Annotated in this window: 20 protein-coding genes, 1 pseudogene and 1 CRISPR repeat array; of the genes and pseudogenes, 6 read left to right on the top strand and 15 right to left on the bottom strand. The window is 39.3% G+C overall.

Features of this window, described 5'->3' with window-relative positions; genetic code table 11:
• The first annotated feature begins 29 nt into the window (after positions 1–29).
• Together DW981_RS07750 and DW981_RS16145 are read left to right on the top strand one after the other, a co-directional pair.
• Positions 30–1,106, top strand: a complete 1,077-nt coding sequence (locus tag DW981_RS07750; protein WP_347474533.1) for a DEAD/DEAH box helicase — start codon at positions 30–32, stop codon at positions 1,104–1,106.
• Between the two features lie 38 nt (positions 1,107–1,144).
• Positions 1,145–1,516 carry a hypothetical protein gene (locus DW981_RS16145; RefSeq protein ID WP_347474532.1) on the top strand — a complete coding sequence of 124 codons (372 nt, stop codon included), beginning with the start codon at positions 1,145–1,147 and terminating at the stop codon, positions 1,514–1,516.
• Positions 1,517–1,631: 115 nt separating this feature from the next.
• Here DW981_RS16145 and DW981_RS07745 read toward each other — a convergent pair whose 3' ends face one another.
• The 8 genes and pseudogenes from DW981_RS07745 to DW981_RS07710 form a co-directional block, all read right to left on the bottom strand.
• Positions 1,632–1,958: a hypothetical protein gene (locus DW981_RS07745; RefSeq protein WP_118507327.1), complete on the bottom strand. Its 327-nt coding sequence runs from the start codon at positions 1,956–1,958 to the stop codon at positions 1,632–1,634.
• A gap of 23 nt (positions 1,959–1,981) precedes the next feature.
• Entirely contained in the window at positions 1,982–2,335 is a 354-nt protein-coding gene (locus tag DW981_RS07740; RefSeq protein ID WP_118507326.1) for a hypothetical protein, read from the bottom strand.
• Positions 2,336–2,450: 115 nt separating this feature from the next.
• Entirely contained in the window at positions 2,451–3,551 is a 1,101-nt protein-coding gene (locus DW981_RS07735; RefSeq protein WP_118507325.1) for a Fic family protein, read from the bottom strand.
• A 528-nt stretch (positions 3,552–4,079) separates the two neighbouring features.
• Positions 4,080–6,026: direct repeats of the CRISPR family, unit length 36 nt; unit sequence GTTTGAGCACCATACATTTCTACATCATTCTCAAAC.
• Between the two features lie 102 nt (positions 6,027–6,128).
• Complete coding sequence (csn2, locus tag DW981_RS07730) at positions 6,129–6,806, bottom strand: type II-A CRISPR-associated protein Csn2 (protein ID WP_022024039.1); 678 nt, start codon at positions 6,804–6,806, stop codon at positions 6,129–6,131.
• Between the two features lie 27 nt (positions 6,807–6,833).
• The gene (gene cas2 / locus DW981_RS07725; protein WP_118507332.1) at positions 6,834–7,139 is read right to left on the bottom strand and encodes a CRISPR-associated endonuclease Cas2; all 306 of its coding nucleotides are present in this window, start codon (positions 7,137–7,139) and stop codon (positions 6,834–6,836) included.
• A 4-nt stretch (positions 7,140–7,143) separates the two neighbouring features.
• Positions 7,144–8,022, bottom strand: a complete 879-nt coding sequence (cas1, locus tag DW981_RS07720) for a type II CRISPR-associated endonuclease Cas1 (RefSeq protein ID WP_022024041.1) — start codon at positions 8,020–8,022, stop codon at positions 7,144–7,146.
• A 32-nt stretch (positions 8,023–8,054) separates the two neighbouring features.
• Positions 8,055–12,087, bottom strand: a pseudogene (cas9, locus tag DW981_RS15925) (type II CRISPR RNA-guided endonuclease Cas9); the annotation flags it as partial.
• Between the two features lie 226 nt (positions 12,088–12,313).
• The gene (locus tag DW981_RS07710; RefSeq protein WP_118507324.1) at positions 12,314–13,348 is read right to left on the bottom strand and encodes a WYL domain-containing protein; all 1,035 of its coding nucleotides are present in this window, start codon (positions 13,346–13,348) and stop codon (positions 12,314–12,316) included.
• A 531-nt stretch (positions 13,349–13,879) separates the two neighbouring features.
• Here DW981_RS07710 and DW981_RS07700 point away from each other — a divergent pair.
• The 3 genes from DW981_RS07700 to tsaA all read left to right on the top strand — a co-directional run bounded on the left by DW981_RS07700 (position 13,880) and on the right by tsaA (position 16,370).
• Positions 13,880–14,716, top strand: a complete 837-nt coding sequence (locus DW981_RS07700) for a MotA/TolQ/ExbB proton channel family protein (RefSeq protein ID WP_022024644.1) — start codon at positions 13,880–13,882, stop codon at positions 14,714–14,716.
• 36 nt (positions 14,717–14,752) lie between these two features.
• Positions 14,753–15,502 carry an OmpA family protein gene (locus DW981_RS07695; protein ID WP_022024643.1) on the top strand — a complete coding sequence of 250 codons (750 nt, stop codon included), beginning with the start codon at positions 14,753–14,755 and terminating at the stop codon, positions 15,500–15,502.
• 196 nt (positions 15,503–15,698) lie between these two features.
• A complete protein-coding gene (gene tsaA, locus DW981_RS07690) occupies positions 15,699–16,370 on the top strand; it encodes a tRNA (N6-threonylcarbamoyladenosine(37)-N6)-methyltransferase TrmO (RefSeq protein WP_118507321.1) in 672 nt (223 codons plus the stop codon).
• A gap of 566 nt (positions 16,371–16,936) precedes the next feature.
• Here tsaA and DW981_RS07685 read toward each other — a convergent pair.
• The 3 genes from DW981_RS07685 to DW981_RS07675 form a co-directional block, all read right to left on the bottom strand.
• Entirely contained in the window at positions 16,937–17,497 is a 561-nt protein-coding gene (locus DW981_RS07685) for an NUDIX hydrolase (protein ID WP_022024031.1), read from the bottom strand.
• Between the two features lie 70 nt (positions 17,498–17,567).
• Complete coding sequence (locus tag DW981_RS07680) at positions 17,568–17,771, bottom strand: hypothetical protein (RefSeq protein ID WP_118507320.1); 204 nt, start codon at positions 17,769–17,771, stop codon at positions 17,568–17,570.
• 116 nt (positions 17,772–17,887) lie between these two features.
• Positions 17,888–18,118 (bottom strand): purine biosynthesis protein PurH, encoded by a 231-nt coding sequence (locus tag DW981_RS07675; RefSeq protein WP_118507319.1) that lies wholly within the window; start codon positions 18,116–18,118, stop codon positions 17,888–17,890.
• A gap of 763 nt (positions 18,119–18,881) precedes the next feature.
• On the opposite strand from DW981_RS07675, the gene DW981_RS07670 reads away from it, so the two are divergent.
• Positions 18,882–20,234 (top strand): MATE family efflux transporter, encoded by a 1,353-nt coding sequence (locus tag DW981_RS07670; protein WP_118507318.1) that lies wholly within the window; start codon positions 18,882–18,884, stop codon positions 20,232–20,234.
• Here DW981_RS07670 and eno read toward each other — a convergent pair.
• The 4 genes from eno to DW981_RS07650 form a co-directional block, all read right to left on the bottom strand.
• Positions 20,182–21,492 (bottom strand): phosphopyruvate hydratase, encoded by a 1,311-nt coding sequence (eno, locus tag DW981_RS07665; RefSeq protein ID WP_243034692.1) that lies wholly within the window; start codon positions 21,490–21,492, stop codon positions 20,182–20,184. The two genes, DW981_RS07670 and eno, sit on opposite strands and share 53 nt — an antisense overlap.
• A gap of 60 nt (positions 21,493–21,552) precedes the next feature.
• The gene (locus tag DW981_RS07660) at positions 21,553–22,572 is read right to left on the bottom strand and encodes a type II toxin-antitoxin system antitoxin SocA domain-containing protein (RefSeq protein WP_118507316.1); all 1,020 of its coding nucleotides are present in this window, start codon (positions 22,570–22,572) and stop codon (positions 21,553–21,555) included.
• A gap of 24 nt (positions 22,573–22,596) precedes the next feature.
• The gene (locus DW981_RS07655) at positions 22,597–22,983 is read right to left on the bottom strand and encodes a hypothetical protein (protein ID WP_118507315.1); all 387 of its coding nucleotides are present in this window, start codon (positions 22,981–22,983) and stop codon (positions 22,597–22,599) included.
• Between the two features lie 175 nt (positions 22,984–23,158).
• Positions 23,159–23,911: a CAP domain-containing protein gene (locus tag DW981_RS07650; protein WP_118507314.1), complete on the bottom strand. Its 753-nt coding sequence runs from the start codon at positions 23,909–23,911 to the stop codon at positions 23,159–23,161.
• Between the last annotated feature and the right edge of the window lie 507 nt (positions 23,912–24,418).

Here is a 24,418-nt window from a genome sequence, read left to right as displayed (position 1 = left end):
AAAAAAATTAATTTTTTTTTGTTTCTTACTTGACACGAGCAGAATTTCATCATGCAGTAAATGATCAATATCAGAGAATAATAAATTATTTTAAGCCCAAGTTTTTGCTAGGTCTTACAGCAACACCGGAAAGATTGGACGGCAAAGACATTTACGAAATATGCGACTACAATGTTCCATATGAAATTTCATTAAAAGAAGCTATTAATAAAGGGGTTCTTGTTCCTTTTCATTACTATGGCATATATGACACTGTTGATTACTCCTCTATTCACTTGGTAAGGGGCCATTATGATGAAAAACAACTCGACAAAGCCTATATAGGAAATAAAGATCGTTATGACCTGATATATAAATATTATAAAAAATACCCTTCAAAGAGAGCGTTGGGTTTTTGTTGTTCTCGAAAACATGCAAATGAAATGGCTAAAGAATTTTGTGCCCGAGGTATAGATGCTGTGGCTGTATATAGTAATACCAACGGTGAACCTTCTGAAGAAAGAAATATCGCCATACAGAAGTTGAAAAGCCAGGAAATTAAAGTGATCTTTTCCGTTGATATGTTCAATGAAGGTGTTGACATACCAGATCTTGATATGGTTATGTTTTTAAGACCCACCGAATCTCCTGTTGTCTTTTTACAGCAATTAGGACGTGGACTTAGGATCAGCAACGGAAAAACATACCTAAATGTGCTTGACTTCATAGGAAATTACGAAAAAGCCGGACGGGTACCTTTGTTGTTAACAGGCGGAGGAGATTCTAATAAGAACGCTCCAACTGATCTTTCCAACATAGAATATCCAGATGACTGTATTGTAGATTTCGATATGCGCTTAATTGACCTATTTAAGAAATTAGATCAAAAATCCCTTACGGCAAAAGAGCGGATAACACATGAATTTTATCGCGTTAAAGAAAAGCTCGATGGCAAGATTCCTACACGTATGCAATTATTCACCTATATGGATGATGATGTTTACCGATATTGCATAACGCATGCCAAAGAAAATCCATCCGGCATTATTTGGAATTTTTGGAGAAGTTGCACGAGCTCTCTGAGACAGAGGAAACACTTTGCTCAGGTTTGGGCAAGGACTTTCTGACATTAATTGAAACAACAGATATGCAGAAGGTCTATAAAATGCCTATTCTTTATAGCTTTTTTAATCATGGGAATGTACGATTAGCTGTCAAGGATGACGAAGTTCTTGCAGCATGGAAAGACTTTTTTAATACCGGCAAAAACTGGAAAGATTTTGCCGCGGACATTACATATGATGAATACAAATCTATAACAGATAAGCAACATTTGCGCAAAGCCAAAAGCATGCCTATTAAATATTTGAAGGCTTCGGGAAAAGGTTTCTTTGTCGAAAAAGACGGCTTTGCACTTGCAATTAGAGATGACCTAAAAGATATCGTAAAAAACGATGCTTTTATAAAACATATGCATGATATTTTGGAATACAGAACCATGGAATATTACCGCAGAAGATATCTGGAGAAAATATAAGCTCGAATCCCAGAAAGACGGTATCCAAGATCGCGAGCAGGATCTAAGTCTTTGCTCGCGATCAAGAATACCGTCCTCTATGTCATCACACTATTACTATAATCAATGTCAAAAATCATAAAAAATCATCAAAATCATCAGGATCCAAACCTGCATCATCCAAAGCCTCGAGTCTTTCCTCCTCATCCATTAACCGAAAATCATCCGGATCAATATCAGCATTCAGTAAATCTATTTCCAGTCCATCATGAAATTCCTCATCCACATCGCCGTCAAGACCACTTTCCAGCCCAAACGACCCAGAGGTCGGACCCAAACCTCCGATTCCAGCATTCATTTCACGTTCCTCATCATTCGTACACATAAGATCGTCTGCAAGCAGGCTCTCAACTTCATCAACATGACCGTCCCCGTCCAAATCTTCCCAACCAAAAAAATCCATAGTATTCTACCTACCTTTCCCTGTTAATCAGAACATTGATTTTCCTCGATTTCCTCAAATATTTTATCCATCTTTGTTCTTTTCTTAAAATTGCGCAACATCTTCTTATCATGTCTCACAATATAACTGACCACTTCACGAAAGTCCTTCGTTTCCAATTCCTGGTCGTGATAATTTTCAGCAAATTTCTTGTGTGTTTTCTGTGCTGTCCCCTTCGCCCATCGATAATTCTCGTGGCGTAGATTGACAACCTCATCTCCTCGCAAAAATATGTTCCAACGTCCACATGCTGAGCGAATAAAAACTACATTGTCTGTTATATTATATATAAGCTCATAACGGTCACATATTTCTCTAATCTCATCGTCAGTAAGCATGATACATCACCTCCTCACGATTCCATCTACTTATAAATTATAGCACAAAAGCGGACGGAATTTTTTATAATTTTGTTATCCACTTTGCCATCCATTATTTCATCAATCTCCCGCCTCACTTCAAAAGCTTTCTTATTTCCTTCTCATTCTGCTTGGTAAAATCAGAAAGTTCATAGGAACGTATACGTTCCTTAACCAGATTCGGAATGACGAAACCATTTTTTACAAGTGTTGCAAGTCGATTTATTACAGTCTTATTTGTAACCTTAAGCTCTTTGCTGACTTCGATCGGCGTGAACTCTCTTTTATAGTTCTTCATGAGCAGCAAGAGCAATTCCTTCTCTTTCCCTTTTAGATACGAAAGGCTTCCTTCCAATTCTTCGTTGTTTGAACTCTCTGACAATTCGCAAACCTTATTTGAGTATAGCAGCACCATGCGAAGGAAATAATTGATCCAAATCTCAGGATGCGGAGGATTCTCTCGTCCCGAATAATACAGTGCAGGCAGCCCCATCTGGATTGATTCATAGTATTCATCAATATCATATGCGAAGTACTCTTCTAATGAGCCAATTCCGTTAAAACCATATCCGTTGATATCTAAAATATATCCCGAGAGCAGCCTTGCGGTCCGCCCATTTCCATCTTCAAATGGATGAATTGTTACAAGCTGATAATGCACTACAGCTGCAATTATGAGCGGATGATCATCTGTTGCATTCACATATTCCACCAATTCATCCAACAGATCCGGTAGATCAATATATTCCGGAGGAATATAATCAGGATTCCCTGTTTGTGAATCATATACCGCAAATAATACTCCGGGGGGCATTGGTCCTCGAAGTCCGATTTTTTCTTTTGAAGCTCCCTTTTCAACGTACTTCTGTACATCCAATATCAGTTTCTTGGAAAACCTCTCCTTCTTTGCCGCTTTCTCTTCCAAATAATTCAGTGCCAGGAAATAATTACGAACCTCCTGCTCCGGTTTAAGATAGTGTTTTCGTTCATCGCTATCTATAACCTCATCCACCTGCTTCTCCGATAAAGGATTTCCCTCAATTTTAGTAGATGCATAGGAACTTTTCTTCTTTGAAATTTTCCGCAACTTACTTGCTACCGCAATAGGCAACGAAACCTCTGATGCTTTATACCTGTTTTTATCTATCTCAGTAATATACTTTAATATTTCATTTGACAAAGTTACTTTAATCATAAAAAAGCACCCTCCTGATATAATGAGCCCAAGAAAAAACATCTACTTTGCAGCCATTTGTTTTTCTTGACATAGTATATCACGAGAGTGCCAATCTTTCCACTAAAATTACACTATTTTTTCACTATTTTACATTTCTACAGTAAGCGCCTAATCTGCCCACGGATTGCACCTCTCACAAATCCATGCCATAATCGAAGTGTCTAAAATTAAAAACGATCACTCCAACAATCGTGAAGTTTCTCATTCAATGCTGGAGACGTTTACCACAACACCAACATTATCTTCCACAAGTTCTCCTGCTATACGAAGCCATCTTTTATATATTCAATTGTTCCTATAGCATGAGTGTTAACATTAACAACACGCATGCCAATAAGCCTGCTCGTATCCATCTTCTCACCTCTTTACAATAGTTCCTTCAACTTCATCATTTCATCCTCAGTCAAAGTTACACCTTTTCCCATTTTCTCATGTTCCGGTGCCCAGTCTCTGTAACCAATGGTAAATACGCCATTGCTAAAGTATATTTGAGCACCATACATTTCTACATCATTCTCAAACTGAAATTTTAGTGACACTCGGAAACAGGTAGTTTGAGCACCATACATTTCTACATCATTCTCAAACTACACTGGAGAGATAGCAGAAATCATCCCGGTTTGAGCACCATACATTTCTACATCATTCTCAAACTTTGTTGCTAGCAGATCACCCCTGTTATTTGTTTGAGCACCATACATTTCTACATCATTCTCAAACCAGGATACGTCCGGATATTAAATTGATGATGTTTGAGCACCATACATTTCTACATCATTCTCAAACGATATACGAATTGATGATATGAAAGAGAACGTTTGAGCACCATACATTTCTACATCATTCTAAACACAACCAATCTTTGCCCCAAGTTTCAAGTTTGAGCACCTATACATTTCTACATCATTCTCAAACACAACCAAAGCTATTGATTCTATTTGAGTGGTTTGAGCACCATACATTTCTACATCATTCTCAAACGCGGTTGTTGGCATAAATTTGAGTGAAACGGTTTGAGCACCATACATTTCTACATCATTCTCAAACATATGGTCAACATACAATGTTCTGCAATTTGTTTGAGCACCATACATTTCTACATCATTCTCAAACATCTGTAACTGCGGCAATGTCTGCTAAAGAGTTTGAGCACCATACATTTCTACATCATTCTCAAACTGATCCAACGCGTTCTGTATGATCTCTTGAGTTTGAGCACCATACATTTCTACATCATTCTCAAACCTAACGAGTTCTTCGTACAGAGTGATTGTTGTTTGAGCACCATACATTTCTACATCATTCTCAAACGGACTGGAATAGTTTTATTATTTTTTCGGAGTTTGAGCACCATACATTTCTACATCATTCTCAAACGATTGCATCTGCTTGCTACAAATTTCTTTTGTTTGAGCACCATACATTTCTACATCATTCTCAAACTAGCGTCACCTGCCGCATACAAATAGGCTGGTTTGAGCACCATACATTTCTACATCATTCTCAAACACGAGTTAGGTGCGACTAAATGGCATGAATGTTTGAGCACCATACATTTCTACATCATTCTCAAACGCACAACGTCAAACGTGATTGAACAGCAGAGTTTGAGCACCATACATTTCTACATCATTCTCAAACTGCTGATTTGATAATCAGAGGAAAGGTGGTGTTTGAGCACCATACATTTCTACATCATTCTCAAACCGCATCGCATGAACGCCTACTGGGCGCAGAGTTTGAGCACCATACATTTCTACATCATTCTCAAACATGGTATGCGAAATACAAAAACACATCACAGTTTGAGCACCATACATTTCTACATCATTCTCAAACGGCTGTAGTCAATATAAGACGATTGCATTTGTTTGAGCACCATACATTTCTACATCATTCTCAAACCATGTGCACGTCAAAAACTGAAACAGTGCAGTTTGAGCACCATACATTTCTACATCATTCTCAAACCACTATGTCAGCGATTACAGAAAATACGGAGTTTGAGCACCATACATTTCTACATCATTCTCAAACACGACATTCTGTAACAGCCGTGTTGATATGGTTTGAGCACCATACATTTCTACATCATTCTCAAACAGTACTATTATACACTTATATTTCAGTTTTGTTTGAGCACCATACATTTCTACATCATTCTCAAACCATTTGTAGCTGTACTTTACAATTATCCAAGTTTGAGCACCATACATTTCTACATCATTCTCAAACAAATGCAAGTGCGGCAATTGTTGCATATATGTTTGAGCACCATACATTTCTACATCATTCTCAAACTCCGCATACGGTATAGATTTAACGGTATGTGTTTGAGCACCATACATTTCTACATCATTCTCAAACATTGGTGCAGTAGTAGTTCCTATCGTCTGCGTTTGAGCACCATACATTTCTACATCATTCTCAAACCTCAAATTAGAAAATGAAATGCCATCACTAACATAAAATGTATCTCTGCTGTGCTCAAACACACTTATCTAAATAATAGTATAACGAGATCTTTCTCTTTTTTCAATAGATTTCACAGTTATCCTTATCAATAATATACCACTTCTCACCATCTATTCTACTGTCAATATAATGTTCCATTAATAAAACATTCCATTCTCGACAGCACACTTCCGAATACAATAATTTCATTTCTTCAGCAGAAAAGTATTGTCTTAAATTCCAGAATATTAATAATTTGGGCTTTATCAATTCCTGGAGCAATATACAATATTGCAATAACCGCTCCAAGTCCGTTTCATATTCAGTAACTAATTGAATACCCATAGCTTTCGCCAAACTCGAATAATCAAGTTCCTCATTGATACTGAACTCAAACGAATACTCCACCTCTAGATTACCAAAGAATGTTTGGATATGTGTGTTTAGCTCCTGCCCCTCTCTCCAATGCATTTCGTTCACTGCTTTTTCTGCAAAAGATTTCAAAAAGGCAGTAACCAGCTTTCTTTGATTAACATCTAGCTGCAATGGATTAAATATCATTTCCATGACTTTGCTGATTTTTAATTCTTTATCACCTTCCGACAATACCCAGTTACCGCTATCACCACTTTGCTGAGATATTAATTCCTTTTGAATCTCCCGCCATCTTACCGGCGATTCTACAACACACACTGGTATCAGAGAATCAGCCTTTCCAAATTCTATATCGAAATGAACATCCGGATGTGTTAATTTCAAACATCCCCCTCCCCTCTTTTACCGTGATTACAGTATAATTAACCGTTCATCACTCTGAATCACTTCACTTGTAACTTCCCCGACCAAAAGTTCCATTCGACCATACTGTTTTTCGGTAATCGTCAACATTTGCACCAACCCTTCAGGAGGTTTGTTTTTGCGAACATTATCTTCAATCCTTTGAGCTATGCTGGTATTTAATGCTAACTTGCTATAGATTGACTCCTGTTGCATGACAAACCCACTCTTCAGCAAATATTTCCGAAATCTCGTGTATTCTCGTCGCTGCGCACTTGATAGTACAGGAAGGTCGAACATTACTATCACTCTCATGTACCTATAACTCATAAGAATAAAAGGAAAGCTGCGCAATGTCCGACTCATTCAAAGCATCGAATACGCTCTTAACGTATTGCTTGATCGCATTTAGGATGACAAAATGTTTGCCTTCCATTATTATTTCTTCATTTAGCAAAGCAACTAATTTCATTTTTTGTTCATGCTCAAATTCTATTGGTTTCATTTCACATACCTTTCGATCGACAAGCACACGATACGGCTCCATTAAATCTGAGCCCAAATTAAATTGGTTAAACATATTATCATGGAATAACCCCAGCTGCGTAATGTATCCATTCATTACAATTTCACGATTAATTGCAGAAAGCATCAGTGAATATCCATAATTCAATGCTGCGTTAATCGGGCAATCTTGACTCCGTGAGAAATCCATGCCAAACAATGCGTTAAAATATACTTTTGCAGCATGACCTTCACGATTAGTGGCATCATTCCATTGTATCTGTTGAACATAGTCTCTCAGCAGCGCAGCTTCCGTATTCTTCCCCCTTTCCAGCAGGAATTCTGCCTGCTTATTTATTTTTTCACGAACAATTTCCGTCCACACAGCTTCCTTTACCGACTGTGGCCATGTAATTTGTGTACGGATTTTATTGCTTGTGTCATGTGAACCATAATACGAAATCAACTCCGAGGATGGATTTCGCTTATGGTCACAAAATATCACCTTCACTTTCTGTCTCGTTAATTCCGCCAACAATCCAACTGTCAGCGATACAGACGTAGATTCCACAAGCAGAAGTGCTATTTCTGAAATATGTATCTTCTGCGTTTTCATCTCACTCCGTACCACTAAATATTGCAATTGCAAGTCCAACTTTGCCGTGTTGTGTACGACAACAATCCGCCAACTCATATCGTTTTTAGATCAATCACTTGTTCGTAGAAACCTGTAATTGATTGGTTAATAATGTGCACATTGCTTAATCCTGATATATCAAATCCCATAATTAAAATTCCAGCATGTCCCGGTCCGTTTATTAATTTTAAATTAGCTGACTGACTGGCACATTGAAATAAGTGTAAAATTTCCATTAATACAATACATTTTTCCTCTGCTGATAATTCAACAAATATAATTTTTCCGTTTTTTAGTTTAGGTACTTGTGCTGACAAGCGTTTTTCATAAACTGCGTATTCCAATTTACTTACCAAAATGTCGAACAACTCTTCAAACATCTCTTCTGTTGGTCTATTTTTTTCTGAAAGTACTGCTTCTTTATTTTCCTTATAATCAAAGCAATATTTACTAATCACCTTAATTATCTTTTCCATCTTATACGGTACAACAAGCTGATTAGCCCCTTTAAATAATAAACCATTAGAACTTCTTCCCGACAAATGCATCTTAAACCCATCCACGTCAAATAGTGTGTTGATCTTTATCTTGGATAATCGCACGTCTGGATTCACAAGACCGAGTTTCTCCTCGCAATATCGTCTACGAAGCTCCACAGATTCCTCTAAGCTTTTCGCCAAATATACCGGCACGAACTCAATCGTTCTCTTTCTCTCTCCCTTCTTACCATCGGATTCCACCAGCATAAAATAAGCACCACTCGCCTTATTATACGCTCCATATTTCTCAATCGACTGGAGTCTCTCATCGGCACCTCCCTTGATCGGTATCTGTCCTTTCCCTTTCTTCAAAATATTTTGATCGAAAAGTCCTCCTTTCACTTCGTATGCTCTTCTGGTAAACAGAATATTATTTTTACGCATCCATTTCTTTACAGTACATATTGTCCCGTTATCTCCAGGAATCCATGCTGTTTCATTTCCACGTTTTACCGTTTCATTCTCAAACATTTTCTTTAAGTTGTATGTACGTCCCGGATTGTTGCGCACAAACCAAGCCGCATCCTTTGTAAATTTTACATAGTATGTGTTGCCGACAACAATATTCAAATAGGCATCTTTGGCATGATGGAAATCATTCACCTCACGCACTTTGATCATGTCAAATTTATGCCGGAATTCACTAACTGCACGAGCTTTTGCATAAACGATTTCGGCATCAGGATATGCCTCTTCCAATAAATGCGCAACTGCTTTGGTACTCTGACGTGTCTCTACTAATTGTCTGGCAATAAAACCAGCCAACTCATCTTCACCAAATGGCTCTGTTCTTGTCAATCTCTTATATTTTTCTTTAGAGATCAATCCCTTTTTCAACAGAGTGCTCCATAATGCTTTTCCTGCTTTTCGGTATTCCTCAGAGACCGGGAATGTATCTGTCTTTTTGCTATTTAAATCTCTTTTGACCAATACGCGGTTGTCTATACTATCGTCCATAACCTTCGATTGTGGATATATATGATCAATATCATATCGGTTTGTGAATAACTCATCCAAATCAATGGCATCTCCGGAATACATACATCTTCCCATCTGCGAATAATATAAGAAAAGTTTGTCACTGCGCAATGCATTGTCAGACTCCTTATTTGCCAGACGGTCGTATAATTCCGGTGCTTCCTTTTTGCAGGCTTTGTAAAGATCCAACAACTGGTTTCTTCTAGAAACTTTTCTCACGCCTTTTTCACCGGGCTCTCTTGCAACCTCGACAAAAATGCGTTTTGGTGCACCCCCCATTATATTTGTAATTTCCCTTACAATTTTTATAGTTTGCCAAATTGGGCGCTTTACTGCAGGAGACACATAAAGCTCTTCAATGTCTTGATATTCTATCTCTCCTTTTTTCATCTGTCCGGCATTCCATTGCTCAATCTGCTTTGTATAATCGTATTTTCCACTTAAAAGTTTCATTAAGTTCTCATTCGTTTCCCAAAGCGCAGTGATGATATTCATCACTTCACCAGTCTCTTTATTGACTGATTCAATATTTTCCAAAAAGGTGCGCGACAATCTGCCCCACCCTGCATATTTTTTGTTGGCAAGCTGAGCAATCTGTTTGTCAGACAACATCGGATATTTTCTATGAATACGCTGTTTCAACATCTTTTGAGAATCTGCAAATAGCGTAATATCTCTGACGATATCCTCCTGTTCACTTTCCGAAAGGACCCCCGTTCCAACGATCTGCTTAAAATCATGATACGCTTTCAACGAACTCTTAAAATTCTGATCAAATCCGGATAGTTCTTGTTCTTTAGAAATTACGCCGTTGATTCTAAGGTAATCCTTGACCTTTTTCCCTGTTACACGTTGATATTTCTTGAAAACATTATTATAAATATCCTGCTTAAGTTCCGGAGCTATCAGTTCCCCATCAATGCGCAGATTATTTAGCTCGTTCAATACATTGAATTTCGCATACAACAATGATTCCTTCGGCAAAACATCCTCTCCGATCAGATACGTGCATTTATTCGTCATGCGTTCAATAAATTTCGTTGCACTTTCTTCCTCGTCAATCATTTCTGAAAAATTCCATGGATAAATTTTGCCTTCCTTTTTACGTACAGACCAGCTATGACCACCTTTATCTTGATGCGCCGTGTTCAAAGGTCCTACGTAGTACGGAATGCGGAAGCGGAATATCTTTTGTATTTTTTCCACTGGCGTATAACCATCTTGATCTTTCTCCAACAAAAACGGATAGAATTTCTGTGCGTTGTCCAATATTGCATTCAATTCATTCTCATGCAATTGATAAGGAATAACTCCATTATCGCGAATCATTTGTTTTGGAAATAATGTTCCAAGATCCATCTCTGCTTTTAATTCATCGATTATCTCTTGCCCTTTTTCATCCACAGACAGACGATCCAACTGCTTTTTTAAGAATTTATAAAAATCTTCCTGTGAACATTTTTTCTCAATCGGCTGTTTTTTTCCATTTTTCTTTGCCATGCCAATATAAGCACTATAATTTGCCTCATTTTTCTCAGACACACCAAAAACAGCCTCGTAAACTTCTTTATCCATCCGAAGAAGCTGCTTCACTTTCCGCAGATCATCACGGTGTTTCTCATAGGTTTACTTTTGCTTCCGACAAAAAGCGCGCATCCCCCAGTATATCATGCAATACCGTCCAATCATACACACCCTTTGCTGCTGCTATAAGCAAAAATCGATCCGCCAATACAGACTCTATTTCTACCTCTTTTTCTTCATAACCATTATCAGAAAAGCATATTTTCGAGATTTCTTCTTTATCCAACTCCGGATCAGCAAAAATATCACTTAGCTTTACGGTGCAACCCGTAATTAAAGCTGCTATCGCTTTCTCCTGTTTTTGCTTCTGCTTATCTGTTCCTACTATGAGCTTGCTGACCTGCGTCTTTTTGTCTGATTTTGTGCATTGAGCATCACTCATAATGTGTTCCAATTGAGTCAACACTTCTTCTTGCGTCAAAGATTTCAGATCAATCTCTTGTTCTTCAGCCTGCTGCACTAATGCCTCAATCGCTGTTGAAAATTCTTTTACTTCTGATAATTTCTTGCCCTCAAACAGAAAATGTCCTCTATGCTTAATAATGTGATGTAATGCCAAATAAAGCAATCGAATATCGGGCTTATCTGTTGTATTCGTTGCCAACGCATAGCGCAAGTGAAAAATTGTCGGATATTTCTTATAATAGTCTTTATCTGTAAATCCATCATCTGCAAACAGTGCATACGGCAGCTCCGGCATGTTTCCATTGATGTCTTTCTTATCCTCATGCCAATACTTGCTCTCTTTCATGCGCTGATAGAATCCCATGTCTTTCTTGCTAATCTCTTCCGCAAAGATTTCCTGCAATAAATGTAATCGATTTTTACGGCGCTCTGTTCTTCTTCGAGATGTTCGAAAGATTCTTCTTTCTTCGGCTGTCTTAGCAGACTCAAACAGGCGAATTCCCCATAATGCCTTACCATGACGTTTGATAATATTGTATGTCGGATCCGTCACTGCCCATCCTACAGAACCGGTTCCCATATCCAATCCAATATAGTACTCTTCAAATTTTTTCATAAAACCCTCCTTTTTCTCTTGACATGTCGTAGTTTATGCTTTATTATTGATGTCAGTTAAGTACCATACGTATTAACTACATCATAAGTTCAAATAAAAATTTATTCAAATCGCCTTCGGGCATCACAGTGTGTGATTTAATTGAACTTTAGGAACTCGCCTCGGCGAGTTTTTTTGTTGCATGTTCATACCAAATCATCTCCTCCCCATCACTTCAATCTAAGAATCAGCACTTGTTATCCTTCATAGCCAATTCCATTTCCAGATCATCCGCAAAATATTGTCTCCTCATTCTTTGAATTTCCTTTTGTAGTTCACTGACAACTTCCTGCGGTGCAGTAATCTTAACCCCTTCTCCTAATCCTAACACCCATCCAAAAAAATTATTACTGACAACCACTTCAACTTTTGCTTGAAAGTGATCCTCATCCACCGGGCGAATTTTAACGTCTCTTCCAAATCTATCTACGATCACACCTATAAACCCATTTTGACAAAGCAGCGTGACCGATTCCTCTTTTCCCGAAAACATTCCAAAATGCTTCTCTGCGTAGTTTGCTATATTTCCCTGTGGAAATAACTTTTGACCTTTTCTTTTGCATTTCATCGGTTGAATACGTAACATCTTGTCGACTCGAAAATGCTTGACAAACTCAGCCTTTGCGTCATATCCTACCATATAATAATTCTCATTATCCCAAATCAGCCCCCACGGAGATATTATGTATCTCTCTCCTTCGTGTCTTGGCTCCATCTCCTTTTTCAAATTCCACTGAAAATATTGAAATGAAATCATTACGTCTGCTGTAATTGCATTATGTATTTCATCTACATTATAGTAGATACTTTCGTTCATGGTTTTTATCCGACCGTGAACATATACCTGTTGATTTAACTGTTTCGCTTCGTATCGACTGACGTAGCGTTCCAGTTTCTCTATAAGCTGGCTGGATTTCTTCTCTGTGATAAATTTAGAAGACTGTACCGCGTCTACCAAAAGTTTCAATTCTGCCAATTCCAAATTTCGATTTCCTACACAATAATATACATATCGTCCTATGTGCTTTTTTTCAATATCAATTCCAAACAATTGCAGAGCTTCTAAATCAGAATATATACTCTTTCTCTCTGCCGCAATGTCATACTTGGCCAACTCATTGATAATCTGCTCTACCTGTAAACCATGTTCATCATCCGTCAGTCGAAGCATAATCTTTGCTAAATACAACAATTTTAGCCTTTGATTCGGTCGTTTTGCCATTTACCCTCCCATCTCTTATACGCATACCTATCGTAGATTTCTTGGTACAAAATTTAACATTACTTGTCTTAGTGTGGATTCTCTACACATTCTTTTATGACATGCCACTATTATAGCACATTTATTGTCCCATAAAACGTACTAAATCGTATTTTTCAATAATTTTGGTTCTTTTTTGGATCGGTGATTTTTGATTTTGTATCCACAATTCGGACATTTTCTTACGGTATCCGAAATTTCCCGGTTGCATTCCGGGCAACTAATTAGTGCCATTTGCTTTTCATTCTTTCTTTTATCGTAATAGATAACATAACATTTTCTATTTTACGAAATCCTCTCATATGCAGTGCACCACCCCGCCCACCTTTTGACTTTCTCCCTCAAACTTTGTATAGTATATATGTTGTGCCATCGGGCACACGTTACATTTTACGACTGCAAGGCATCAGCTTTTGATATACGCCCGGTTTCTTTAGAACAGGGGGGATGGTCGCTGGTCTTTTGCAGCAAAGCAAACATTGGAGGGTACCTATGAAATCTTTTGGTAGTGAGGGGATTTTATTCCCTGTATATTTTATTATGCTGGCTTTGGCCGTATATCTGAACGTGTTTACGGGTTCGGGTCTTGATATCGCCAACATTATCATTAATATTGGAATGTTTTTAATTGTCGGCGGGATTATTTTGTATTCTACGACACATTGTTTCATGCCTGCTAATCGGATGATGGCTAGCCTGCATCTTGCGGCACGCAACTTTCAGACTGACTTCAAACGCAAAGGCGATTATTTGTGGGACGATTATAAAGATAATCCAAAGCTCTTTGGTAACAAATTGGCAGATACACGTTTTCGTGAATATTGCGAGGAGCGCAGAAGATTAACGATGTTAGAGCGAAGTGCCCAATGCGATATTGATGATTATCTGAATGAATATTACATTGACAGCGTAATGAAATGTGGATTGATCAGCATTGTTCCCGGCGTAATGACCGGTCTTGGTATTTTGGGTACTTTTATCGGTCTGTCGTTTGGTCTTCAGAATTTTAATACCGGCAGTGCGTCCGCAATTACGGACAGCATTCCGCAGTTGATGAATGGTATCAAGATCGCGTTCCACACATCTATTTATGGTATGGTATTTTCTTTGGTATTTAACTTTGTTTACAAGAAAAACTTAGAAGATGCTTATAATGCCATGGACGATTTTTTGGACAGTTACCATAAATATGTCGCACCCCGTGCACAAAATAATGCGGCAAATATTTTCTTGGATTATCAAGCTTTGCAAATGATGCAGACAGAGAAGATGATGGAGAAATTTAGTGATGAAGTAGCCGATAAGATTGCTCGGGCACTCAGACAATAACACCACCCGGTTCCGCGTACAGAAAAGAGGTTTATTATGCGCAGAAAAAAGAAAAGACATTTGGAGGAAACCAGTTATTGGCTTTCCTATTCCGATATGATGGCTGCTCTTTTGTTGATCTTTGTGTTGATCATTTCGTTTACAATGCTGCAATCGCAAAGACGTTACGAACAAAAACAAGAGGAATTAAAGCAGCAGCAGGCTTTGGTTCAAAGCCAACAGGAACAACTGCAGGAGCAGCAGGAACAGTTAGACAAATTGATCGGTATTCGAACGGAACTGATCGAGGCTCTCAAGAAAGAGTTTGACGGTACGGATCTCAGTGTGAAAGTCGATGAAAAGACCGGATCCATCGCGCTTGACTCAAGCATTTTGTTTGATTCCGGACAATTTGCGTTGAAAGCGTCGGGTGAAGAATTGCTGCAAAAGTTTTTACCAAAGTATATTGGCGTATTAACAGACAAGCAATTTAATGATTATATCTCAGAGATTATTATTGAAGGACACACAGATACACAGGGAGATTATTTATATAATCTGGAGCTGTCCCAAAAAAGGGCCTTGTCTGTCGCAACTTTCTGCTTGGATGAAAACAAGAAAGTGCTGTCGACTGCCAAGATCACGAAACTACGCAAAATTGTGACGGCAAACGGCAAGTCCTTTAGCAATCCAATATTGGATAAGGATGGCAAAGAAGATCAAAATGCATCTCGTCGCGTGGAATTTCTTTTCCGCCTGAAAGATGATGAAATGATAAATGATATCAGTGACATTTTGAATAATTGATATTAGTGACATTTTGAGCAAAAGATATCAGTGACATATTGAATAATTGATATCAGCGACATTTTGAATAATTGATATCAGTAACATTTTGAACAAAAGACATCAGCGACATTTTGAGCAAAAGATATCAGCGACATTTTGAGCAAAAGATATCAGCGACATTTCGAATAATTGATATCAGTGACAGGAGGAAAACATGGAAATTCATCCGATTGCCCGGATACACTCTGATTTTCCGGGAAAGTTTGGCATTCCACGACAGAGCGGTCTGGTTCCGGAGTTACGCAGCCGTATCATATTTGAACCGGAATACCGCAATCGCGATGCGGTCCGCGGCTTGGAAGATTTTTCTCATTTATGGCTGATCTGGGAATTTTCAGAAACAATACGTGGGGAATGGTCACCTACCGTTCGTCCGCCCAAACTTGGCGGCAATAAGCGCATGGGAGTATTTGCAACGAGATCTCCATTTCGACCAAATTCACTGGCGCTTTCTTGTGTAGAATTACAGGACATTATTTTTTCAAAAGAAGATGGACCAATTCTGGAAATAACGGGTGCCGATCTCATGGACCGCACCCCGATCTATGATATAAAACCATATCTTCCGTATGCCGACTGTAAACCGCTGGCTACGGGTGGTTTTACAGACAGCATAGAAGCTCATTTGCTGCGCGTAATACTTCCGGACAATGCGGGTCAAGTATTGCCTGCCGAAAAGCTTCTTTCTCTGGAAAAAGTGCTGGCTCAAGATCCTCGCCCTTCTTACCAAAACGATCCGGAACGCATCTATGCGTTTGAGTTCGCCGGCGTTACTGTCCGCTTTTTCGTACAGAATGACATTCTCACCGTAGTATCTATGAGTTAGCTGCCTATATACGCCAACTTCCCATACTCCAAATCCTCCACAACCACATATTGCTTATTATGACAAAGAATACTAAGTATTTTGCAGTCACAACATAGTGATTTCTGCCGGCAGTGAACTATAGTAATTGCCTTGCCGCATTTTCGTTTTTCGTGATTTCTAGATTTTGTTGTCTCTGATGATTGATTTACATGCCCTTCGGAAACTCGCAGTCCCGGAAGCAAGGTAATCATCATTTTTGAAAGGGACTTTGCGCTCGTCGTTACTTATGTCTCGTATTTCAGAGACATTAAGTAACGTGATGTAGCGCAGTGTAGCGAAAGCGTCCCGTCCAAAAATGGATGATACCTTGCTAAACCGGGACAACTCAGACAATCCTTCGGGCATGTATTCATCAGAGACCTAACAAAATAAGAAATCACACAAAAACGTTGCGTTCTGCGGCAATTATCTTAGTTCGCTGCCGGCAGAACAAGTTAGTTTGTCGGTTGCAAAATATCATATTTATTACCGACATAACAAGCAATATGTGGTTGTGCAATAATTTCCGGCATGGGAAGTTGGCGTTATTTATTTGCCCAAAGATAACAGTATGCTTGCGTTCTCGCCGCAAATCGTTCTGTCTTTAACAAATTCCGTACTTCTTCTTTGGTGTACCATCCTGCTTCAATTTCTTCCACATTAGATGTGCTTTGGCGGAATTCACCACGTGCTTTTCCGATGACACATACATTCATCTCATTGCTGAACCCAACCGCACTATAGCTGAGTCCTAACTCATCATTGATCTCATATAGTTCTAACCCCGTTTCTTCCCACAACTCGCGCTTCGCACTCTGCTCCGGCACCTCGCCGGGATCGATCAATCCCGCCGGGAAATTATAAACCCACGTACCTGCCGCCATACGGAATTCTTTGTTCAAAACGATTTTCTCCCCACTCTCATCAGTGACCATCAGCACAACTGCATCCGGCTTATTGCCACGAAGCTCTTCTCTTGTTTGAACATTACGGTTGCGGCTGATCATTTCATATATCTTTGTCGTATCATCTACCGTCTTATAAGTAATATCATAACGGGTAATAAATTTACCTTCTTCCTTTTTATCAATCTTCTCTAACTTCATTCTCTAAGTTCCTCCTGTTTTCATTTATATTCTCAAGCTTCTCATACCGGAAGTTTGCGTTATATTGGCGCTAGCGGAGTACAAATAGATACACTCCACAAATGCCGCCCCCAAAAAGCATAGATAACAAAAATGCAGCAATAGACTGTTTGCGTTTATACAGCGAATACAATATCGGACAAAAGGCAAGAACATACAAAGCACAGCCTATGAAACCATATATCCGCATAGCTTCGCCTTCCGCAACGTAATCAATAGACCCGGGTTCTTCCATAAGATTACCTGCTGTTAAGATACTGTATCCCAGCCAGATAAAACTAATGCATCCCCAAATTATCCCTAGCATTATAATTATGCTTCTTTTTGCAAAATAGATATCTTTTTCATACGTTACATATACCCGCAGCCGTTTTTCACCGGATGTTCCTTCCCCGAAATATAATGTGCACGAAACGCCATATTGCATTCTCGCAATTCCATTTCCCCTTCAATATACGGTTCGTACATTTTTAGGATTCCTGCCGAACATCCATCACAGCCACCTGCATCACCGCCCACAGATTCTTCAATGATCGCCATTCTTTCTTCCTTTGTGGTATCTTTTATCAGTAAACTTCTCATCGTCATACCTCCTGTCATTCCAGTAAATAGCGCATGATTCCTGCGCATAATAGCCACACCTATTGTAGCACTCTTTCGCCCTATAGTAAAAAGGAAAGTTGAGTAATTTTCAAAATGCTAGTATACTATACTATCGGGATGCAAAGCAGACACCTATCCCCCATACCAATAAACAACCCAAACTTCACACATCCAAAGGGAATGCATCGTCACATATTGCTTATTACGCCAAAGAATACGAAGTATTTTGCAGCCACAACATAGTGGTTTCTGCCATCAGAGAACTACAGTAATTGCCTTGCCGCAATTAGTTTTCACAGTGATTTCTAAATTTTGTTGCCTCTGATGAATGATTTACATGCCTTACAGAGAACTCGAAGTCCCGGAAGCAAGGTATTCATCATTTTTGAAAGGGACTTTGCGCTCGTCGTTACTTATGTCTCGTATTTCAGAGACATTAAGTAACGTGACGTAGCGCATCGTAGCGAAAGCGTCCCGTCCAAAAATGGATGATACCTTGCTAAACCGGGACATCTCAGACACTCTTTCAGGCATGTATACATCAGAGGCTTAACAAAATAAGAAATCACGTAAAAACTTTGCGTTCTGCGGCAATTATCTTAGTTCTTTGATGGCAGAATAAGTTAGTTTATCGGCTGCAAAATAGTATGTATATTACAGACGTAATAAGCAATATGTGACGATATAGCAATTTTGGTTGTGTGAAGTTGAAGTAAGAAATAGAAAGAAGCGTAGGACGAACATGAATACTAAGACAAGCAAATATGAAATAGATATGTGTAATGGCTCTATATTGGATAAACTGGTTTCCTTTTCAATTCCGTTGATGCTGTCAGGGATTTTACAGTTATTATTTAATGCGGTAGATATTATCGTGGTTGGACAGTTTACGGGCAATGAAGCACTGGCGGCTGTTGGATCAACGACTGCGCTGATCAATGTATTTGTCAATCTTTTTATCGGAATTTCCTTGGGCGCAAGTGTATTAGCTGCAAGATTTTATGCGACCGGACAAGAGAAGGAAATGTCAGAAACCGTACATACATCCATTACGTTGGCTCTGATCAGTGGAATCGCAATGGGAATTATCGGAGTGATTGCTGCCAAAGGTGCGTTAGAGCTGATGGATACTCCGGATAATGTATTAAACCTGTCCACACTTTATATGCGCATATATTTTATGGGAATGCCATTTTTTATGTTATACAATTACGGAGCGGCCATTTTAAGAGCGGTGGGTGATACCAAACGCCCTCTATTATTTTTGATTATTTCAGGTGCGACAAATGTGGTGTTAAATCTTCTTTTGGTGATTCAGTTTCATTTGGGTGTTGCCGGTGTTGCTATCGCAACGGTAATTTCTCAATGTATATCGTGCATTTTGGTATTACGCTGTCTATACCTTTCCGATGGAAGTTATCAGCTCCGCTTCAATAAATTAGGGATGAAAACGCGCTATGTAAAGCAAATATTCCAAATCGGTATTCCAGCCGGAATCCAAAGCACGATCATTAATTTTTCGAATGTTCTGCTTCAGTCCTCTGTCAACTCTTTTGGTTCTGTTGCAATGGCTGGCTACACTGCCGCCAATAATATTTTGGGATTTTTGTATGTATCTGTGAATTCCATTACACAGGCCTGCATGAGTTTTACAAGCCAAAATTATGGTGTACGTAAATTTAAGAGAATGGATAAAGTGTTATTAGAATGCTTAGGACTGACGGTAATTGTTGCTCTCGTTTTAGGTGGTGGATCCTATCTTTTCGGTGCGGAACTAATGCACATTTACACTAAGAGCAGCAAGGTCATAGAGTGCGGTGTGGATATTATGTTATATACAACCGTCACATATTTCTTATGCGGTATCATGGATCTGCTGCCGGGAGCATTGCGAGGCATGGGGCATTCCACCGTGCCAATGATCCTTTCGGTGATTGGCACGGTAGGCACCAGAATTGTATGGATCTATGTCATTTTCCCATGCCATAGATCATTAGACTTTTTATTTATTTCCTACCCGGTGTCGTGGCTCCTAACCATTGTCATGCAGGTGATCTGTTTCTATTTCGTACGCAAAAAGGTGCACAATAGCTAGCTGCTCCACCCAGCTCCTGTTCAATCCTGAGAAGCCGGTTGTACTTTGCAACTCGTTCACTTCGGCTCGGTGCACCGGTTTTAATCTGTCCGCAATTCAAGGCAACTGCCAGATCTGCTATCGTCGTATCCTCTGTCTCTCCGGAACGGTGGGACATAATACTCGTATAACCAAACTGTTTGGCAAGCTTGATCGCTTCCATCGTTTCCGATAAGGTTCCGATCTGATTGAGCTTAATTAGGATTGAATTACCACAGCCTTCTGCAATTCCCTTTGCAAGCCGTTTCGTATTCGTGACAAACAGATCGTCCCCCACCAACTGTACTCGATCGCCGAGTTCCTGTGTCAATTTCTTCCAGCCAAGCCAATCCTCTTCATCCAGTGGATCTTCAATAGAAATGATAGGGTATCGTTCCACTAATGACTTCCAATGCGCGATCAACTCCTCGGAGGAATATCTCACCCCGGATTTTGGAAGCAGATACATCCCCTTTTGATCACTTTTCCATTCACTTGCCGCTACATCAATAGCAATCCGGAAGTCTTTTTCCGGTTCGTACCCTGCCTCTTTGACCGCATCGAGAATACATTCTATTGCCTCTTCATCACTCTGCAAATTTGGCGCAAATCCACCCTCGTCACCAACAGAGGTTGCCAAACCTTTTCGTTTTAATAAGGCAGCCAATGCATGAAACACTTCTGCGCTCCAACGCAGCGCCTCGCGGAATGAGTCCGCTCCCACCGGCATGATCATAAACTCCTGTACATCTACTGTATTGGCCGCATGCGCACCACCGTTCAAAATGTTCATCATCGGCACAGGCAGTTTTGTACCGGATACGCCACCCACGAAACGGTAAAGTGGCGTCTTTAACGATTGTGCGGCTGCTTTTGCCGTTGCAATAGAAACCGCCAAGATCGCATTCGCTCCAAGCACGGATTTGTCTGCTGTGCCATCTTTACGCAGCATTACTTGATCGACCGCATACGTATCAGACGCGTCCATTCCGCGCAAAATACCATTGATAACGTGATTAATATTATCAACCGCCTGCAGCACACCTTTCCCACCATACCGTGTATGATCTTCATCCCGAAGTTCCAATGCCTCAAATTCTCCGGTAGATGCACCACTCGGCGCAGCCGCCCGTCCTATCGTTCCATCCTGCAGAGTCACTTCTGCCTCTACGGTTGGATTCCCTCTAGAATCCAAAATTTCTCTGCCTGTAACACGTTCAATCTGCAATTGTTTAAGCACACTGATCACCATACCTTTCTTACATTCTATTTTTGATCAGTGTTTCCATTATTTATCATTCTATACATGCAACCGCAGGGCATCATTAATATATCGTTGAATTCCTTCCTTCTGTGAGAAGTCATACTTTTGGTTTATTTTAATATAATATGCCGCAATATTTTCTTTCAAGATTATCTCATTAGAGCGAATTCCATCTGAATACCCTTTCCTGGCAATTTTCCATGGTTTTTCCTCATGCGTGATCTTCTCCAATCTTTTTCCACCATATTCACCAAAAGTATCAACAACTAAGTCAACAACTCTGCGCTTTTTCTCATCAAGTGCATCTTCCATCCCCTCCAAAATTGCAAAACGTGCATCCTCGATCGGGTTAAATTTAAAATCTCGAAACATATCATAGACCTGTGGATACACCGGACCGTGCACCCAAGCCTGACAGTCTTCCGATAGTAATGGTTCTTTATACAATGCACAGGATACACCTTGCACAAAATAAAGCAGTTTTTGAAGCATAAGTGGTGTGACCTCTTCCAAACGTTCAAAAATATACGATATAATCTGCAACATAGTATCAGAAACAGAAAACAGGTCATCAAGGCGCACCGCTGCCTCCATCGCTTTATGATATGCAGTCTGTGCAATCTTATCTTTATTTTGCCATAGTTTCTCTTTCATATAAGACGGTGAAGATAACGCTCTTCTCAAAATGTCAGAGTACTCTTTGGATGGAATTTGTCCTGCGAGATATCTCGTTATTGTTATCTCTCCAAACCCCAACGCAAGAGAAAGAGGTGCTTTACCAATTTTGTATATTTTCATTATTCTGTCGATATCTGCAATGGAAACAATTCCTTCATATGCCCTATACTGTTCATCAATTTCTCGAATGTTTCTATCGATTAGACCCGGCACCCCCATTTCTCCACCACATTCATTGCATACAGCTACCGTAATTTTAAAAGAATATTCCACCCCTTTAATGATTTTATTTATGCTCTGTTTCTTCAATGTATATCCTGTATTCTGTCTGCACATTGTACAAAAATCCGTCTTACCTTTTGGCGTCTGCTGTGTCATACTAATCACTCCCTGTTCAAAAAATTATTTAAAATAATATTTTATTGGATAATTCTGTTCATGTAAAGAAACTACAATTACATAACAATGATCCAATTTATTAAATTTTATATATAAGGACACTGTTTTTTTAGTGTTTCCTATCCTTTCCAACAGTTCTATATCTTTTCCAAAAACATATAACTGTTCATGCTCATACCCTTTGTGAGTATTTTGCCGTATCTCCGAAAAATCCTCTACCGTCAAGTCAAGCAGTATTTCTTTTGCTTTCCTTTCATCAATAATATAAGCTAAAAATAAGTCTATATTATCCTGCCTATGCACATTTCTCTCAATTCTATACTGATCATTCTGTATCGCATTCTTTACTTCTGCCAAATAAACAGCTATTTCGCGCTTTGATATCTTCAATACATCTCTTCCCTCCCCACTACAATATGATGTATTTTTGCTTTTTTCCTATCACCATAATATCACATGATAGCTTTTTGTCAATATCCTATCACCAAAAAAACGTCACACAAAAAGACACGCTCGTTGAACATTTCTGCATTGTCAACTGAGCATGCCTTTCCTTAATAATTCCTTACTCAGTGAACATCTGCACCCAGTAATAAGAATACATATCGTTTGGAACGATCACCAGACCAACACCGATCTTCTTAAACCTGTTATTCATGATGTTTTCTTTGTGCCCCGGTGAATTCATCCAAGAATCCATAACAGCTGCCGCACTTCTCTGACCGGCTGCAATATTTTCCCCGCTGGCCGTTGGTGTTATCTTGTACTTTTCAAAAATCGTAAAACAAGATGTGCCATTCGGACGAGTATGCGAAAATGACTTTGTAAGTTCCTTTGCTCTGTCCTGTGCCGCTTTCATAAGTTTCTCATCCATTGTCAATGCGTTAAGCCCTTTTTTCTTGCGGTTTTTATTGACAATAGAAATCACCTTCTTTTGAAGAGAAATATCTGAAGTTGTGTTCTTTTTGCCCGCTGTCTTCGCGTTTTTCTTCGCTGCCTGCTTTTTCGTGACGGTCACTTTACATTTTAGCGTTTTCCCTTTTACTTTAGCAGTCACCACTGCTTTCCCAGCCTTTTTGCCGGTTACTTTACCCTTCGCATTGACCGTTGCAACAGATTTTTTTGAAGATTTCCATTTTACCTTCTTCTTCGTTCCGCGCACTTTTAACGTGACGGACTTTCCTACTGCGATCTTCGCTGTCTTCTTATTTAGCTTGATCGCGGATGCTGCGTCTGCCACCCCACTATACAACGCACTGCCTGCTAATACTGCTGCCATCAATAATGCCATGGCTTTCTTATTCTTATACTGTTTCATAATAATCCTCCATTCTGTGATTCTTTCCCTGCTTACTGTCAACTCACCTCGCTGACAGGATATCTATGTATTGATACAATTATGACATAGATATAACGTAAATTTTAATGGTGTCCGTACATAAAGTCAACCATAATCCCCTGTTGGGAATCATTTTCCTGAAAGGATCGACCGGTTGCAAGAAATTCATCGGACATTTATAATGACTATATGTACGAGATTCTTATATACTATACTGTATAGTATTCAAACTTCCCATACCGGAAGTTATTGCAAAGCCACATATTGCTTATTATGTCGGCAATAAATAAAATATTTTGCAGCCAATACAGTAAATTGTTCTGTCATCAGAGAACTAAGATAATTGCCGCAGAACGCAACGTTTTTTACGTGATTTCTTATTTTGTTAAGTCTCTGATGAATACATGCCCGAAGGATTGTCTGAGATGTCCCGGTTTAGCAAGGTATCATCCATTTTTGGACGGGACGCTTTCGCTACGATGCGCT

Source organism: Clostridium sp. AM49-4BH (genome assembly GCF_003478335.1).
Lineage (GTDB): Bacteria > Bacillota > Clostridia > Lachnospirales > Lachnospiraceae > Butyribacter.
The sequence above is the reverse complement of the archived record's forward strand: the minus strand, read 5'-3'. Positions and strand labels throughout refer to the sequence as shown.